The sequence below is a fragment of the Caulobacter sp. P4_E5 genome (assembly GCF_056401555.1).
The window spans coordinates 17,674-33,235 of sequence record NZ_JBFUJD010000063.1 but is presented as its reverse complement, the minus strand read 5'-3'; the positions used below and the strand labels follow the sequence as shown (position 1 = coordinate 33,235).

Genomic DNA, 15,562 nt, shown 5'->3' with positions numbered 1-15,562 from the left:
CAGCGAAGCGGAGAGCCGGGACCCAGGGGTGACCGCACTGCGCCGCCCCTGGGTCCCGGACAGCCTCTGCGAGGCTTCCGGGATGACATAGGCTGGATCAATCCAGATGATCGATCGGCAGCGCCGTAGAATCCTTGATGGTGTCCAGCACGAACGACGAGCGGATGTCCTTGACCGCCGGCATTTTCAAGAGCCGCTTCATCGAGAAGTCGGCATAGGCGTCGAGGTTGGGCACCGCCACCTTCAGCAGGTAGTCGAAACCGCCGGTCATCACGTAGCAGCCCACCACTTCGGGCTCGCGCAGCACCGCCTGCTTGAAGGCCTCGGCCGCCTCTTCGCTGTGGCGATCAACCTGCACCTCGACATAGGCCAGCACGTCCAGCTTGGCCTTGCGGCGATCCAGCAGGGCGACATAGCCGCTGATCAGGCCCGAGGCCTCCAGCTGCTTGACCCGCCGCAGGCACGGGCTGGGCGATAGCCCCACCCGCTCGGCCAGGTCGACGTTCGAGATCTTGCCGTCCTCCTGCAGGATCTGGAGGATCTTCCGATCGGCGCGGGTGAGCTTCATCGTGACCGGTTTTCAGGAATTATTGGCAGAAGGCGCCAAGCTATCCCAAGTCGATCGCGGCAGCGAGACACCCCTTGCGTCCGGCCCCGCTTACGGGCCTACCATGGGGAGAGTTCGACACTCGGAGGGGCTGGGTGATCTACGCCAAGGCCACGGCCTATCTGGTCGGCTGGGTGTTCCTGGCCATCGTCCTGCTGCGCGTGATCGTCGGCCCGCTATGGGGCTCCGGAACCGATCTTGGCCTGATCGCCGCGCCGGCCGCCTTCGCGGTGGGCGTTCTGGCGCTGGGCAAGCTGGCGGCCATCCTGCTCCGCGACCTCTCCAAGACCCTCAAGACCTCGTCCAAGGACCCCGAATGACCGAGAGCCCCTTCGCCTCGCCCTCGCGCAAGCTCAAGACGCCGTTCCAACGGCAGGGCCAACTGATCCTGATCGGCGTGGTCGCCGTGCTGGTGCTGCTTCTAGGCTCGTGCAGCGTCCTGTCGCACAGCACCACGGTCGAGCCGGGCAATGTCGGGGTCAAGATTCGCACCCTGGGCTCGTCGGCCGGCGTCGCGCCCGAGCCCCTGCCCGCCCGCTGGTACTTCCGGGGCATCGGCGAGCGGATCATCCAGTATCCGGTGATCCAGCGCACCTACAGCTACACTCGCGAGAAGGACGAGCGCGGCAACGAAAACGAGGAGATCACTTTCTCCGACAACACCGGCCTGCCGATGACGGCCGACATCTCGGTGACCTTGCAGGTCAATCCGGCCTCGGCCCCGAACCTCTACCAGACCTACCGCCTGTCGTTCGACCAACTGCTGGACGGCCCGATCCGCAACGACGTCCGCTCGGCCGTCGCCGCCGAGGCCGAGAAGGTCGGGGTCGAGACCCTCTATAGCGGCGGTCGCCAGATGGTGATCCAGAAGGCCTATGCCCGGGTGTCCAGCAAGTGGGCCAAGCACGGCGTGACGGTGTCGCAGCTCGACTGGATCGGCTCGATCCGCTACCCGGCGGCGATCATCCAGCAGATGCAGGCCAAGACCCAGCTGGAGCAGGAAGCCCTGGCCGCCAAGGCCCTGGAAGCCAAGGAAACAGCCCTGGCCAACGCCGCCATCGCTCGGGCCCGCGGCGAGGCCGAGTCCATCCGCATCAAGGGCGAGGCCCTACGCGCCAACCCGCAGGTGCTGCAGCAACTGGCCATCGAGAAATGGAATGGCGAATTGCCGAAGGTCACCGGCGGCTCGACGCCTTTCGTGAAGATCGACTAGGAAGCGCCGCGCTAGCGCGCCCCGCCATCGGCGAACGCGTCAGGAACTCCCTTCGACGAAGAGGCGTTCAAGCTGGGCCTTTGCGCGTGATCTCCGCGCCCCGACCAGGGCGCACAAGAGCGGATCCGCGCCCGGCCTTTGTGCGACGCTGAAGGGGGACGCCTATGAACGACGTGATCAGTGGCGACGATATCGACCAAGATCCTCCACGCGTTTCCACGGGAAGCGCCGGCCTGGACGACATCCTCGGCGGCGGTCTCGACGCCAACCGGATGTATCTCTACGAAGGCCGGCCCGGATCGGGCAAGACCACCATCGCCCTGCAGTTTCTTCTCGAGGGCGCGCGTCGCGGCGAGCGGGTGCTGTACATCACCCTGTCGGAGACCCAGCGCGAGCTGAAGCTGGTGGCCAAGCGACACAAGTGGTCGCTGACCGGTCTCGACATCTTTGAGTTGGTGCCCCCGGAAACGACGCTCGACCGCGAGCTGGAACTGACGGTCCTGCACCCGGCCGAGCTGGAGCTGAACGAAACCACCAAGCTGATCTTCGACAAGGTCAACGAGATCAATCCGGCCCGGATCGTGATCGACAGCCTGTCGGAGCTGCGCCTCCTGGCCCAAAGCCCCTTGCGATATCGTCGGCAGGTTCTGGCGCTGAAGCACTTCTTCACCAGCCGGGCGTGCACGGTGATCCTGCTCGACGACCTCTCGGCGCAGGAGCACGACGTCCAGCTGCACTCGATTTCACATGGCGTGGTGATGCTGGAGCAGCTCGCGCTGGACTACGGCGCGGAACGTCGTCGGCTGCGGGTCGTCAAGATGCGCGGGATCCGCTTCCGCGGCGGCTATCACGACTTCACCATCCAGACCGGCGGCCTGGAGATCTATCCCCGACTGATCGCCAACGAGCACCATACGGCCTTCGAGAAAGGGTTCGCGGCCAGCGGCAACGCCGAACTGGATCAGCTGCTCGGCGGCGGGCTAGAGCGGGGCACCAACGCGCTGGTCATCGGTGCGGCTGGCGTCGGCAAATCGTCGCTGGCGATCACCTATGCGATCTCGGCGACCGAGCGCGGCGAGCCGTCGGCCTATTTCGCGTTTGACGAGGGGCGCGGAACGCTGGAAGCGCGATGCGAGACCCTGGGCCTGAAACTGCCCGCGGCGATGCAGTCGGGTCTTCTGCACTACCAGCAGATTGACCCCGCCGAGCTGTCCCCCGGCGAGTTCTCATCCTTGGTGCGCCATAGCGTCGAGGTGGACGGCGCCCGCGTGGTCGTGATCGACAGCCTCAACGGCTATCTCAACGCCATGCCGGACGAGCGCTTCCTCATCCTGCAGATGCACGAACTGCTGAGCTATCTGGCCCAGCAAGGCGTGCTGACCATCCTAGTGCTGGCGCAGCACGGGCTGGTCGGGCCCATGGAGACGCCGCTGGACCTCAGCTACCTCAGCGACGCGGTCCTGATGCTGCGCTACTTCGAATATGGCGGCAGGGTCAGGCGGGCCCTGTCGGTCGTGAAGAAGCGCAGCGGCAATCACGAGCACACGATCCGCGAGTATCGCCTCAGCCACGAGGGCCTCAAGCTGGGGCCGCCCCTGACGAATTTCAGCGGCATCTTCGGGGGTACGCCACACTATGTCGGCGACGCCCAGCCCCTGATGATCGCCGACGGAGCCGAACTCTAGAGCGATGCCCGGACTGACGGTTCTCATCCACGCGCCCACGGGTCGCGACGCCACGGCCACGGCCGAGGTGCTGGCGCGCGCCGGCATAGAGTCCGAGGTCTGCGCGGATCTTGCCACCCTGCTCGACACCGCCGAGGCGGGCGCTGCGGCCATCTTCGTCGCCGAGGAAGCGCTGTTCGGCCAAGACCTCACGGCCTTGGGCGCCTGGGTCCGACGACAGCCGGCCTGGTCGGACCTGCCTTTCGTCGTCCTGACCAGCCGCCAGAACCAGCCCGTCGTTCTCGCGTGGCGAAAGCGCCTGGTTGAAATCCTGCGCAACGTCTCGCTGCTGGAGCGGCCGGTACAGACCATCACGCTTTCAAGCGCGCTGCAGGCGGCCCGGCGCGCGCGTCAGCGCCAGTACGAGGTGCGTGATCTGCTCGAGGAACAGGCCCGCACCGCCCAGGCGCTGGAGGGGCTTGTCGCCGAACGGACGCAGGCGCTCGAGGCGGCGAATGTCCACCTGGCGGCGGCCAATCGAGAACTTCACAATCAGATGGAAGTCAGCGCGCGCGCCGAAGAGAGCTTGCGGCAGATCCAGAAGATCGAGGCGATCGGACAGCTGACCGGCGGGGTAGCCCACGACTTCAACAACCTGCTGATGGTGATCTCGGGCGGCCTGGACATGCTGGAACGCCAGACCGACGCGGATCGGCGCAAGCGCATCCTGGAAGGCATGCATCAGGCGGCCCAGCGCGGCGCCAGCCTGACGCGCCAGCTACTGGCCTTCTCGCGCCGCAAGCCRCTGGAGCCGGAGCCGGTGGATCTGATGCGCCAGATCGGCGGCATGTCGGAGCTTCTCGACCGCACCCTGCGGGGCGACGTCCATGTCGAGCTGGCGTTCGCCGAGGGCCTGTGGCCGATCGACGTCGATCCCGGCGAGCTGGAGCTGGTCGTCCTGAACCTGGCCGTCAACGCGCGCGACGCAATGCCGAACGGTGGCACGATCATGATCACCGCCCGCAACGCCCCGGGCGAGAGCATCGGCGGTCGGACCGGGGATTTCGTTCGCCTGTCCGTGATCGACACAGGCACGGGCATGCCGCCCGAGGTTCAGGATCGGGTCTTCGAACCGTTCTTCACGACCAAGGACATCGGCAAGGGCTCGGGGCTCGGCCTGGCGCAGGTCTACGGCTTCGCGACCCAGTCGGGAGGAACGGTCCGCATCGACAGCCAGGTCGATCGGGGCACCGAGGTCATTCTGTTCCTGCCGCGGTCGGTCGATCAGCCAAGCCCTGTGGTCAGCCACCTGATCGACCTGCACGGCGAACGTCCCAGCCCGAAGACGATGGGGTGCGTGCTGCTGGTCGAGGATGACGACGAAGTCGCCGCCCTGGTCAGCGAGATGCTGGACCAGCTGGGCTATGAGGTCTTTCGAGCGTCCAGCGCCGCGGCCGCGCTCGGCGCCTTGGCCAACGATCGCGCCTTCGACCTGGTGTTCTCCGACGTGATGATGCCCGGCGGGATGAGCGGCGTCGACCTCGCCAAGGAGGTTCAGGCCAGACGACCGCATCTCCCCATCCTATTGACCAGCGGCTACGCCGAGGCGGCCGTCGAGGCGGCGCAGGAAATGGGGGTCTATGTCCTGCCCAAGCCGTACCGGCTCGACCAGCTGGCGGCGGGGCTAGGCCGGCTGAGACCTATCGAAGCCCAAGGCGCCTAGAGCGCGCCCTCCCCGCACAGCAAAACGCCCCGGGATTTCTCCCGGGGCGCTTCGGATCATTTGGGTCCCCGCTTAGGGTCCGTCTTTCAGTTGGCCAAGCGGCGCAGGAAAGACGGGATCTCGAGGTCTTCGCCGTCGTCGGCTTGCGGCGTCTCGAGCGGCTGCAGCTGCGGGCGGGCGCTCTGGGTCGAGCGGGCCTGCGGCTGCGGGGCCGAGGGCTGCTCATAGCGCTGGCGACCGCCGCCGAACATCGAGAGCCAGCCGCCCTGCTTCTGGGGACGACGCTCTTCGTAATAGTTGTTCTCGGGGAACAGCGGCTCGTCGCTGGCGCCGTCGTCGACCATCGGGTCGACGATGCGGGTCACCTGCCGGGGCGCCGGCTGGGCGATACGCGGTTCTTCAGCTACGGGCGCGTCGTAATAGAGTTCGGCTTCCGGCTCCGGCTGGGGCGCGGACATGACGATCTCGGGCTCGGAAGCCGGCGCCGCGTCGTGCGTGGCGAAGGCCGACGGACGCTCGGCCGGACGGGCCGCTTCGTAGCGGGTGGTCGGACGGGCCGGTTCCGGCTGCGGGGCCGGACGGGTGGTGTCGGCGATCAGCGGCTGGGTGGTGGTGTTGCGGCTGACCGGCTTCGGCTCGATCTGAGCGATCGAGGCGCCGTCCATGCCGGTGGCGACCACCGAGACGCGGATCACGCCTTCCAGCGACGGATCGAAGGCCGCGCCGAAGATGATGTTGGCTTCCGGATCGACCTGGTCCGAGATGGCGTTGGCCGCTTCGTCGACTTCCAGCAGGGTCATGTCCATGCCGCCGGTCACGTTGACCAGAACGGCCTTGGCGCCCTTCAGCGAGACTTCGTCCAGCAGCGGGTTGGCGATGGCGTTCTGAGCGGCCATCAGGGCGCGGTCTTCGCCAGCGCCTTCGCCGGTGCCCATCATCGCCTTGCCCATCTCGGTCATGACCGTACGGACGTCGGCGAAGTCGAGGTTGATCAGGCCCGGCAGAACCATCAGGTCGGTGATCGAGCGAACGCCCGAGTGCAGCACCTGGTCGGCCATGCCGAAGGCTTCGGCGAAGGTCGTGCGCTCGTTGGCGACGCGGAACAGGTTCTGGTTCGGAATGACGATCAGGGTGTCGACGTAGCGCTGCAGCTCCTGGATGCCGCTATCGGCCAGGCGCATGCGGTGACGACCTTCGAAGTGGAAGGGCTTGGTCACGACGCCGACGGTCAGGATGCCGCGCTCACGAGCGCACTTGGCGATGATCGGGGCCGCGCCGGTGCCGGTGCCGCCGCCCATGCCGGCGGTGATGAAGACCATGTGAGCGCCGTCGAGGTGCTCGCCGATCTCGGGGAAGGACTCCTCGGCCGCGCTCATGCCCACTTCGGGGTGCGCGCCGGCGCCCAGGCCCTGCGTGATCTGCACGCCCAGCTGTATGCGGCGGTCCGTCTTGGCGAACTGAAGCTGCTGCGCGTCGGTGTTGGCCACCACGAACTCAACACCTTCGAGGCCAGCCTCGATCATGTTGTTCACGGCGTTGCCGCCAGCGCCGCCGACGCCAAACACCACGATACGCGGCTTCAGCTCGGTCGTACGCGGCGCGGAAAGAGAAATAGCCATGGGACCCTCGCGTCCTAACGCCGAAATCGTCAAACTAGACCTCGGCGACACCTAATCGCCGAAGATTGCCTCGACGATCAGGTTAACAGAACAACCACCATCGTTAATCGGCGGTTAACTGCATAATATGAGTCGTGGTCTGGTCGAGCGCGACCGTGGGATAAATTGTGGTCTATCAACAGAATCTCCAAGCGAACCAAGGGTTCCGAGAAGATCCACAGGCTTGTGCGACGGAACGACGCTGATCACGAATTCTGGCGAATATAGCTTAGCCAGGAAAGCAAAAGGCCCGATCGAGAAGCTCGACCGGGCCCTTAAAGTTAAACTGTAGAGTTAATCACGCTTAAAGATTGTCCCGCAGCCAGGCGGCCGCCTTGGCCATCGGGCTGGCGTTGGGATCGAGCGGCCGCTTGCGGACCGGACCGCCGGCCAGGGCCTTGGACGAGACCGCCTCGCGCGGGCCGAAGGCCGTGCGGTGCAGGGTGCCAGCGGCGGCGCAGAAGGCGGGACCCGAGGCGGCGTCGGCCAGGTGCGGCACCCGGCGCGGACGGCCCAGGCGGACCGGACGGTCGAAGACACGCACGGCGACTTCGCGCACGCCGGCCAGCTGGCTGGCGCCGCCGGTCAGGACGATACCCGCGCCCGGCTCGACCGGCGCGCCCGACGCTTTCAGGCGCTCGCGCAGCAGTTCCAGGGTCTCTTCGACGCGCGGCTGGATGATGCCCTTGAGCAGGCTGCGCGGGGCGATCACCGGACCCGCGCCCGGATCGTCGCCGCGCGGCGGGGCCTCGATCATCTCGCGGTCCTCGTTGGCCGAGGCGATGGCGCTGCCGTGCAGGGTCTTGATGCGCTCGGCGCCGACCACCGAGGTCTGCAGGCCGCGCGCGATGTCCTGGGTGACGTGGGCGCCGCCGACGGCCAGGCTGTCGACGTGGCACAGGGCGCCGTTGTTGAACACGGCCACCGAGGTCGAGCCGCCGCCCATGTCGATGCAGACCGCGCCCAGGTCCATCTCGTCCTCTTCCAGGGCCGCCAGGGCCGAGGCGAATGGCGCGGCGACCACGCCCTCGAAGGACAGGTGGGCGCGTTCGACGCAGTGGGCCAGGGTGTGGAAGATGTTCTCGTTGACCGAGACGACCAGCAGCTCCAGGCCCAGCGAGCGGCCGAACATGGCGCGCGGGTCACGGATGCCGCGCTGGCCGTCGACCGACCAGGCGATCGGCAGCAGGTGAATCGGCTTGCGGCCCGGAATGCGGACCTGGGCCAGGGCCGAGGCGATGGCGCGCGACAGGTCGCCGTCGCCGATCGGGCGGGCGCCCAGCGAAACCTGGGTATGGACGCGGTTCGAACCCAGCTGGCCGCCAGCCGTGCAGACGCTGACGCCCTGGACATTGACGCCGGCCACGGTCTCGGCGCGTTCCACGGCCTGGGCGATGGCCTGAGCGGCCTCGTCCAGGTTGACGATCGCCCCGCCACGCACGCCGCGCGACTGGACATAGCCCACGCCGGCCGTCGTCAGGGTGCGGTTGTCGCGGTGGACGCCGTCGGCCTTCATGATGAAGCAGGTGACCTTGGATGCGCCCAGGTCCACGGCCGCGATGGCGGGCTGGCGCACGAGCGTGGCCTTCAGGCCCTCGCGAGCTTGCTTCCGTTCCTCCAATCGCGACATCGCTATCGTCACCTCAGCACTCTAATCGTTACGCCCCGCCGGCCGCGGGCTGCCCAGGCAGCGCCGCGTCGCGAGGTCTCACAGCCACCATTTCGGGGTCGCGCAGATCAATCCGCGCAAAACCCATGTCGAGGATTCGCTGCCGTTGGTCGAGCTGATCCAATTGAATCAGCGCGGATTCTTCGTCAATGGCCGGCAGCTGGATCAGCGAGCCGTCCTTCAGCCGCAAATCCCAGCGACGGTCGTCCACCCGCACCAGCGCTTCCAGACGGTCACGCAGGCGCGGACGCGAGGCCACCGCCGGCAGGATCAGGCCCGCGGCCTGGTCCGCCCCCTGCCCCACCACCAGCGGCAGTTGGGGGAAGCGGGCCGGGTCGGCCTCGCTGATCACCCGGCCTTCGCCGTCGATCACCTTCATGCGGCCCTGGTTTTGCCAGACCGCCAGCGCCGGCCGCTCTTCCACCGCGATCAGCACGGTGTCGGGCAGCATGCGCACCACCTTGGCGTCCTTGACCCAGCCCACGCCCTGCACCCGCGTGCGGACGTCGGCGAGGTCCATGCCCAGGGTCGGCTGGTCCAGATAAAGGCCCGAGGCCTTCAGGATGTCGGCCTGGGCGGTCGAGGACGCGCCGCGAATATGGACGGTCTTCAGCTTGAAGCCCGCCGAAGCGAAACTGTTGTCGACGCCATGGACCATGGACGTGGCGATGCGCTCGGCGCGGTGACCCGTCGCCAACATCACCACAAGCCCGAGGCCCAAGGCCGCGCCGGCCACCGTCAAGGCCACCGTGGGCGAGAGGCCCACGCCCTTGGCGGCGTGCAGCTTGGCGGCCGGCTGCGCCCCCCGGGGCGCCGGCTTACCTTTGCTCGGACTTGCGGGCGCTTCGGCCCGGGGTCGCCTAGGCTTAGGCGGTCCCCCCCGCACTACAGCGGGCATAAGCGTCCTCCACGATCCATAGAACTAACTGATCAAACGGGATCCCGACGTGAGCGGCCTGCTCGGGAGCGAGCGAGGTCGGCGTCATGCCGGGCTGCGTATTGACCTCTAGAAGGACCAGAATGTCGTTAATGTCGTCATAACGGAGGTCGGACCTGGTCACCCCTTGGCAACCAAGAGCCGAGTGCGCCAACTCGGCCATCCGCATGGCGCGATCCCTTACGCCGTCAGGGATTGGGGCGGGTAGGACGTGGATCGAACCGCCTTCCGAGTACTTGGCCTCGTAGTCGTAAAAACCTGTGGATGCACGGATTTCCGTGACATCCATGGCCCTGGGACCATTTGGCTCACCCAGCACCGCGACCGCCAGTTCCAGCCCGCGGATATAGGGCTCGACCATCACTTCCTCGCCGAAAGTCCAGGCGCGCGAGGCTAATTCTTCCGGCGGACGATTGGCGCCTTCCTTGACGATGAACACCCCGACCGAGGATCCCTCGGCGTTGGGCTTCACCACATAGGGCGGCTGCAACACATGGTCGCGCGCGACATCGTGTCGGTTGTAGAGGCCGCCGCCGGGGACGATCACGCCGGCGGCCGCCAGCACGGCCTTGGCCTTGGCCTTGTCCATGGCCAGGGCGGAGGCGAGCACGCCGGAATGGGTATAGGGCAACTTCAGGGTCTGCAGCACGCCCTGGACGCAACCGTCCTCGCCCCACTCTCCGTGCAGGGCGTTGAAGACGAGCTCCGGCTTGGCGGCGGTCAGCGCCTGGGCGACGTCCGCGCCGGGGTCGATCCGCGTCACCTTGGCCCCCAGCCGCTCCAGCGCGTCGGCGCACTCGCGGCCCGAGACCAGGCTGACCTCGCGCTCCGACGAGGGGCCGCCGAGCAGCACGGCAATGTGGCGGCCTGACAAGGGCTGGGTCATGGAGGCGGTGACTCTTCGGAGAGGCTGGAGGATGAGCCACTCCTAGTCAGCCTGGGCGCGCCTGCCAACGCCCTATTCTGTCATCCCGGCCAAGCGCGAAGCGCGCCGAGCCGGGACCGCGGAAAGCTCAGCGCTTCCGGCGGTCCCGGATCGGCCTTCGGCCGTCCGGGATGACAGGGTGGGTTAGTTTTAGTGCGCCGCCGGCGCGCCAGCCGGCTTCATCGCGCGGAAGTCGATGTCGCTGTCGGCCACCAGATAGAGGAAGCTGGCCCACGCCGCGACGTTCTGCGCCAGCTCGTCCGGACGCACCTTGTTGAGGGTGTCGTCCATGGTGTGGTGGTAGTCGAAGTAGCGCGAAGCGTCCTGCTCCAGCTCGATCGATGGCACGCCGGCCTTTTCCAGGCCTTCGATGTCCGCGCCGCCGTGCGCGGCCGGTTCACGGTTCACGTAGATCTTCAGCGGGGCCAGCAGGTTGCCGGCCGTGGTGGCGATCGGGTGCGCCGCGCCGCCGGCCGGCAGCTTCAGCGAATAGATCCGGTCGGCGCCGGTGTCGCTCTCGCCGGTCAGGACGATCTTGGAGACCTCGTCCTTGTGGGCGGCGATATAGGCGTCGGACGAGCCGCCGCTTTCCTCCGAACCGAACATCACCACGCGGATGGTGCGCTTGGGATGCTTGGGCAGGTCGCCGATCAGCTTGGCGGCGGCCGTGGTGATGGCTACGCCGGTGGCGTCGTCGAGGGCGCCGGTGCCGACGTCCCAGCTGTCCAGGTGGCCGCCGATGACGATCACCTCGTCCGGCTTCTCCGAGCCCTTGATCTCGCCCGAGATGTTCCAGGCCACGTCATTGGCGTCGGTGGTCGAGGCCAGCTTCAGCTTGATGCGCAGCGGGCCCTTCTTGGCCAGGCGCTCCAGCTGCTCGGCTTCCGGCACGCCCATGGCGGCCGAGGGGATCGAGACGACGCCGTCGCCGAAGGCGGTGACGCCGGTGTGCGGCACGGTCGAGTCCGAGGTCGAGACCGAACGGATCAGCAGGGCCAGGGCCCCGCGCTTGGCGGCTTCCACCGGACCGGCGCGACGCGAGATCCCGGCCACGCCGTAGCCCGAGCCGTCCTGCGCCTTGACCATCGGCTGGGTGATGACGACGATCTTGCCCTTCAGCGCGCCTTCCGGGGTGGCGATCATCTCGGCATAGGTGCGGAACAGGGCGACGTCGGCTTCGATGCCGGCCGCCGGGGTCGGGACCGTGCGGCCCAGGCCGACGATGCCCAGCTTCATTGGATAGGGTCCGACCAGCTCGGCGCTCTCCTCGCCGCGCGTCCACGACGGCTTTGCGAACTGCTCGACCTTGACGTTGGTGAAGCCCAGCGCCTTGAACTTGGCCACGCTCCAGTCCTTGGCGCGCTCCATGGCCGGCGAGCCGACGATGCGCGGGCCGATATTGGTGGTGAGATCCTCGGTGATCTCCCAGGCGGTGCGGTCCAGCAGCGCCTTGTCGCGCAGGCCTTCGGCCGTACGCAGGTCCTGGGCATGGGCGACGCCCGAAATCAGAGCAATAGTGGCGGAGGCAGCCAGAAGACGACGGTACATGAGCAAGGATTCTCCCCAATGGCGCGGGAGTCATAGCACCGGTTCGCGCCAGGGGGAGTCAGCAATGGGCTCGGAAGTGGCGGGCGCCTGTTTTCTCCTCCCCCGCGCTGCGGGGGAGGTGGCCCGGAGGGCCGGAGGGGGCGAGCTCGGCCTCGTCAGCATTCGCCCCCTCAGTCGCTCCGCGACAGCTCCCCCGCATCGCGGGGGAGCAGAGTTCGGTCAGGCCTCTCGCCCGATCCGCTTGATCTCCCAGTCCAGCTGGATGCCGGTCTTGGCCAGCACGTCGGCGCGGACCGCCTCGCCTAGCCCTTCCAGGTCGGCCGCGGTCGCCTCGCCGGTGTTGATCAGGAAGTTGCTGTGCAGCGGGCTGAACATCGCCCCGCCGCCCTCTTTACCGCTCGCGCTAAAAGCCTTGCCGCGCCAGCCGGCCTCGTCGACTAGCTTCCACGAGGAATGGCCCGGTGGGTTCTTGAAGGTCGAGCCGCCGGTCTTCTCGCGGATCGGCTGGGTGGCCTCGCGGCGCGCGGTGATCTCGGCCATGCGGTCACGGACGTCGGCCGGATCGTCGGGCGTTCCCCGGAACATCGCTTGCACCCAGAACATGCTGTTGGCCGGCACCTGGGTGTGGCGATAGGTGAAGCCGAAGTCTTCGTTTTCCCAGACCCGCAGCTCGCCGGACCGGTCGTAGCCCCAGGCGCTGACCAGGATGTCCTTGGTCTCGCGGCCGTAGCAGCCGGCGTTCATGGTCAGGGCGCCGCCCACCGTGCCCGGAATGCCGACGAAGAATTCCAGCCCTGTCAGCCCCGCCTTGGCCGCCGCCCGGGCAACTGAAGCGTCCAGCGCGGCCGGGCCGGCGATGATCAGGTTCTCCTCGGCGTCGACGGTGACTTCGCCGAAGGCCCGCCCGGCGCAACGGATGACGACGCCTTCGACGCCGCCGTCGCGAATGATGACATTGGAGCCCACGCCCAGCGCCTGGACCGGAACCTCGGGCGGGAGGGCTTTGAGGAAGGCCTGGAGATCGTCGGCGTCAGCCGGCAGGAACAGCACTTCGGCCGGCCCGCCGACGCGGAACCAGGTGAACGGGCCCAGGGGCTCGTCGAACAGCAGCTTGCCGCGGACGGCGGGCAGATGGGTTTTCCAGCTCATACCAGGGCTCTAGCGCGTCTTGGATCGTTTCTCAAAGTGCTCGACCGTCCACCAGGCCAGGACAAGCAGAACGCCGCCGACGATCAGGGCGATGTGCGCCCCATGTTCGAGCGGCGTCACATAGGTCACGCCGCCATGCTGCTTGAACGGCACGATGAACCGACCGCTCGGCGCCGCCGGACGTCGCTTGATCAGCAGCTCGGTGAACCACCAGCTCCCGGCCAGGTACGCGATCACCGTGACGACGATCGCGGCCTTCGCCGCGAGCCAAGGGCCGACCTTCACTTGGCCAGCGCTTCCAGCTGACCCGGCAGGGCGTAGGACCACGACGTGATGTCGCCCGCGCCCAGCAGCACGACGAGGTCGCCGCTGGTCGCTTCGGCGGCGATCAGGGCCGGCAGGGCCGCCGGGCTCTCCAGCGGCAGGGCGCGGCGGTGGCCGAACTTCTTGAGGCCCTCGACCAGATGGTCGCGGTCGACGCCCTCGATCGGCTGCTCGCCGGCCGTGTAGACGTCGGCCACGATCACGGTGTCGGCGTCGTTGAAGCACGAGCTGAACTCGGTCATCAGGTCGCGCAGCCGGGTGAAGCGGTGCGGCTGGACCACGGCGATGACCTTGCCGGCCGAGACCGCGCGGGCGGCTTTCAGCACGGCGGCGATCTCGACCGGGTGGTGGCCGTAGTCGTCGACGACGCGAATGCCATTGGCCACGCCCGTGGTGGTGAAGCGGCGCTTGACCCCGCCGAAACCGGCCAGACCCTTGGCGATCGACTCGGCGCCGAGGCCCAGCTCGCGGGCCACGGCGACGGCGGCGGTGGCGTTGAGCACGTTGTGGTGGCCGGCCATCGGCATCTTCAGGCCGTCGTAGCGGACGACCTCGCCGTCGCGCGGCGAGACGATGATGTCGAACTTGGCGCCCTCGGGGCCCATCTCGATGTTGGAGACTCGCACCTCGGCCTGCGGGTTGACGCCGTAGGTCACCAGCCGCCGGTTCTCGATCCGCGAGGTCAGGGCCTGGACTTCCGGATGGTCGGTGCAGACGGCCGCGAAGCCGTAGAACGGGATGTTCTCGATGAAGGCCTGGAAGCCCTTCTTCACCGCGTCGAAGTCACCCCAGTGGTCCAGGTGCTCGGCGTCGATATTGGTGACGATGGCCACGGTGGACTTCAGCTTCAGGAAGCTGCCGTCGCTCTCGTCGGCCTCGACGACGATCCAGTCGCCTTCGCCGACCTTGGCGTTGGTGCCATAGGCGTTGATGATGCCGCCGTTGACCACGGTCGGGTCCAGGCCGCCGGCGTCCAGCAGGGCCGCGACCATCGAGGTGGTGGTGGTCTTGCCGTGGGTGCYGCCCACGGCCACCGAGAACTGCAGCCGCATCAGCTCGGCCAGCATCTCGGCGCGCCGGACGAGGGGCAGACGCTTGTCGCGGCCAGCGACCATCTCGGGGTTATCGGCCTTCACGGCCGTGGAATAGACGATGGCCGAGGCGCCCTCGACGTGAGCAGCCTCGTGGCCGATGAAGATCCGCGCGCCCAGCTTTTCCAACCGCTCGGTATTGGCGCTGGCCTTGGCGTCGCTGCCCTGAACGGTGTAGCCGATACGGATCATGATCTCGGCGATGCCGGACATGCCTATGCCGCCGATGCCGATGAAGTGCACGGGGCCGAGTTCGAAGGGGACGGGGCGTCGACGCTGGATCATGAAAAGCCGATTAGACCATTTGCGCGCGACGCGAAACGCCCTCCTGGCGCTGAGTTTGTGGACGGGCCCCGCCCTCGCCCAGGCCACGCTTCCAGCCCCGCCCMCAGCCCCGCTTGAACTGCGCCTGGCCGACGTCGGCCGGTTCGCGGCTTTCGTCGACATGGGAAGCGTCCAATGGACCGGCCGCACCGCGCGGCTGCGCGTCCTCCAGGTGACCGAAGGCGGCTTCAAGGCCGGGACCGACGAATTCTGGGGCGGATGGCGTCACGAGGTCATCGCCTGCGACGCCCGCACCATCGCTCACGCCGGTTTCGGCAGCATCCGGGCCGGCGGCCGTGAGGGCCCGGTGACCGGCGATCAGCGCCCGGCCGCGCCGCTGCCGGCGGGCGGCGCCGACGAGGCGGTGGCCAAGCTCGTCTGCGATGGATGGAAGCCGTTCGCCAAGGTTGCGGTGGCGGGAAGCGTCGAAGAGGCGGTGAGGATTGGCCGGCCACTAATCGAGACGGGAGCGGAGCCTTGAACATCCTGCGGATCGCCATCGTGCTGGCATTCGGACTCGCACTGCAGATTGGCCGTGTCGCGATCTTGGATTGGTTCTATCCGAACGGCGCTCCCGACAACGCGACGTGGATGTCGGTCGTCGTTCTGTTGGTGCTGTGGTTCACGGTCGGCAATCTGCTGGATCGGCGGCTCCGCCGCTGGATGGCGGGCAGACGACCGAAGGCTTAGCTTTAGATAGAAATATTCAACTTACATCTTAAGATTGACT

Annotated in this window: 15 protein-coding genes; 6 read left to right on the top strand and 9 right to left on the bottom strand. The window is 67.5% G+C overall.

All coding sequences use genetic code 11. The features are described 5' to 3' along the window. Positions 1–97 precede the first annotated feature (97 nt). A complete protein-coding gene (locus AC1DSO_RS17920; RefSeq protein WP_047412480.1) occupies positions 98–568 on the bottom strand; it encodes an Lrp/AsnC family transcriptional regulator in 471 nt (156 codons plus the stop codon). Positions 569–702: 134 nt separating this feature from the next. On the opposite strand from AC1DSO_RS17920, the gene AC1DSO_RS17915 reads away from it, so the two are divergent. From AC1DSO_RS17915 to AC1DSO_RS17900, 4 genes are all read left to right on the top strand, one after another. Further along, positions 703–927, top strand: a complete 225-nt coding sequence (locus tag AC1DSO_RS17915; RefSeq protein ID WP_477070117.1) for a hypothetical protein — start codon at positions 703–705, stop codon at positions 925–927. After that, positions 924–1,820: an SPFH domain-containing protein gene (locus AC1DSO_RS17910; RefSeq protein WP_477070116.1), complete on the top strand. Its 897-nt coding sequence runs from the start codon at positions 924–926 to the stop codon at positions 1,818–1,820. The genes AC1DSO_RS17915 and AC1DSO_RS17910 overlap by 4 nt, the downstream gene beginning before the upstream one ends. A gap of 164 nt (positions 1,821–1,984) precedes the next feature. Continuing rightward, positions 1,985–3,505 (top strand): ATPase domain-containing protein, encoded by a 1,521-nt coding sequence (locus AC1DSO_RS17905; RefSeq protein WP_477070115.1) that lies wholly within the window; start codon positions 1,985–1,987, stop codon positions 3,503–3,505. A gap of 4 nt (positions 3,506–3,509) precedes the next feature. Continuing rightward, the gene (locus tag AC1DSO_RS17900; RefSeq protein WP_477070114.1) at positions 3,510–5,207 is read left to right on the top strand and encodes an ATP-binding protein; all 1,698 of its coding nucleotides are present in this window, start codon (positions 3,510–3,512) and stop codon (positions 5,205–5,207) included. An 86-nt stretch (positions 5,208–5,293) separates the two neighbouring features. On the opposite strand, the gene ftsZ is transcribed toward AC1DSO_RS17900, so the two are convergent. From ftsZ to murC, 8 genes are all read right to left on the bottom strand, one after another. Next, on the bottom strand, positions 5,294–6,826 hold the full coding sequence (gene ftsZ / locus AC1DSO_RS17895; protein ID WP_477070113.1) for a cell division protein FtsZ: 1,533 nt from the start codon (positions 6,824–6,826) through the stop codon (positions 5,294–5,296). A 343-nt stretch (positions 6,827–7,169) separates the two neighbouring features. Beyond that, the gene (gene ftsA, locus AC1DSO_RS17890) at positions 7,170–8,495 is read right to left on the bottom strand and encodes a cell division protein FtsA (RefSeq protein ID WP_477070118.1); all 1,326 of its coding nucleotides are present in this window, start codon (positions 8,493–8,495) and stop codon (positions 7,170–7,172) included. A 28-nt stretch (positions 8,496–8,523) separates the two neighbouring features. After that, the gene (gene ftsQ / locus AC1DSO_RS17885) at positions 8,524–9,432 is read right to left on the bottom strand and encodes a cell division protein FtsQ (RefSeq protein ID WP_477070112.1); all 909 of its coding nucleotides are present in this window, start codon (positions 9,430–9,432) and stop codon (positions 8,524–8,526) included. Then, on the bottom strand, positions 9,401–10,357 hold the full coding sequence (locus AC1DSO_RS17880) for a D-alanine--D-alanine ligase (RefSeq protein WP_477070111.1): 957 nt from the start codon (positions 10,355–10,357) through the stop codon (positions 9,401–9,403). Before AC1DSO_RS17880 ends, ftsQ begins: the two co-directional genes overlap by 32 nt. A 189-nt stretch (positions 10,358–10,546) precedes the next feature. After that, complete coding sequence (locus tag AC1DSO_RS17875) at positions 10,547–11,950, bottom strand: M20/M25/M40 family metallo-hydrolase (protein WP_477070110.1); 1,404 nt, start codon at positions 11,948–11,950, stop codon at positions 10,547–10,549. 213 nt (positions 11,951–12,163) lie between these two features. Continuing rightward, positions 12,164–13,093 carry a UDP-N-acetylmuramate dehydrogenase gene (murB, locus tag AC1DSO_RS17870; protein WP_477070109.1) on the bottom strand — a complete coding sequence of 310 codons (930 nt, stop codon included), beginning with the start codon at positions 13,091–13,093 and terminating at the stop codon, positions 12,164–12,166. Between the two features lie 9 nt (positions 13,094–13,102). After that, positions 13,103–13,378 carry a hypothetical protein gene (locus AC1DSO_RS17865; protein WP_477070108.1) on the bottom strand — a complete coding sequence of 92 codons (276 nt, stop codon included), beginning with the start codon at positions 13,376–13,378 and terminating at the stop codon, positions 13,103–13,105. After that, positions 13,375–14,793: a UDP-N-acetylmuramate--L-alanine ligase gene (gene murC, locus AC1DSO_RS17860; protein ID WP_477070107.1), complete on the bottom strand. Its 1,419-nt coding sequence runs from the start codon at positions 14,791–14,793 to the stop codon at positions 13,375–13,377. The genes AC1DSO_RS17865 and murC overlap by 4 nt, the downstream gene beginning before the upstream one ends. On the opposite strand from murC, the gene AC1DSO_RS17855 reads away from it, so the two are divergent. Continuing rightward, the gene (locus AC1DSO_RS17855) at positions 14,792–15,313 is read left to right on the top strand and encodes a hypothetical protein (protein ID WP_477070106.1); all 522 of its coding nucleotides are present in this window, start codon (positions 14,792–14,794) and stop codon (positions 15,311–15,313) included. The genes murC and AC1DSO_RS17855 overlap by 2 nt on opposite strands. Then, the gene (locus AC1DSO_RS17850) at positions 15,310–15,522 is read left to right on the top strand and encodes a hypothetical protein (RefSeq protein WP_477070105.1); all 213 of its coding nucleotides are present in this window, start codon (positions 15,310–15,312) and stop codon (positions 15,520–15,522) included. The genes AC1DSO_RS17855 and AC1DSO_RS17850 overlap by 4 nt, the downstream gene beginning before the upstream one ends. Positions 15,523–15,562 lie beyond the last annotated feature (40 nt).

Bases quoted from the DNA above. Each gene is read 5' to 3' on its own strand.
- AC1DSO_RS17920 (WP_047412480.1), bottom strand. From the start codon at position 568: ATGAAGCTCACCCGCGCCGATCGGAAGATCCTCCAGATCCTGCAGGAG.
- AC1DSO_RS17910 (WP_477070116.1), top strand. From the start codon at position 924: ATGACCGAGAGCCCCTTCGCCTCGCCCTCGCGCAAGCTCAAGACGCCG.
- AC1DSO_RS17905 (WP_477070115.1), top strand. From the start codon at position 1,985: ATGAACGACGTGATCAGTGGCGACGATATCGACCAAGATCCTCCACGC.
- ftsZ (WP_477070113.1), bottom strand. From the start codon at position 6,826: ATGGCTATTTCTCTTTCCGCGCCGCGTACGACCGAGCTGAAGCCGCGT.
- ftsA (WP_477070118.1), bottom strand. From the start codon at position 8,495: ATGTCGCGATTGGAGGAACGGAAGCAAGCTCGCGAGGGCCTGAAGGCC.
- ftsQ (WP_477070112.1), bottom strand. From the start codon at position 9,432: ATGCCCGCTGTAGTGCGGGGGGGACCGCCTAAGCCTAGGCGACCCCGG.
- AC1DSO_RS17880 (WP_477070111.1), bottom strand. From the start codon at position 10,357: ATGACCCAGCCCTTGTCAGGCCGCCACATTGCCGTGCTGCTCGGCGGC.
- murB (WP_477070109.1), bottom strand. From the start codon at position 13,093: ATGAGCTGGAAAACCCATCTGCCCGCCGTCCGCGGCAAGCTGCTGTTC.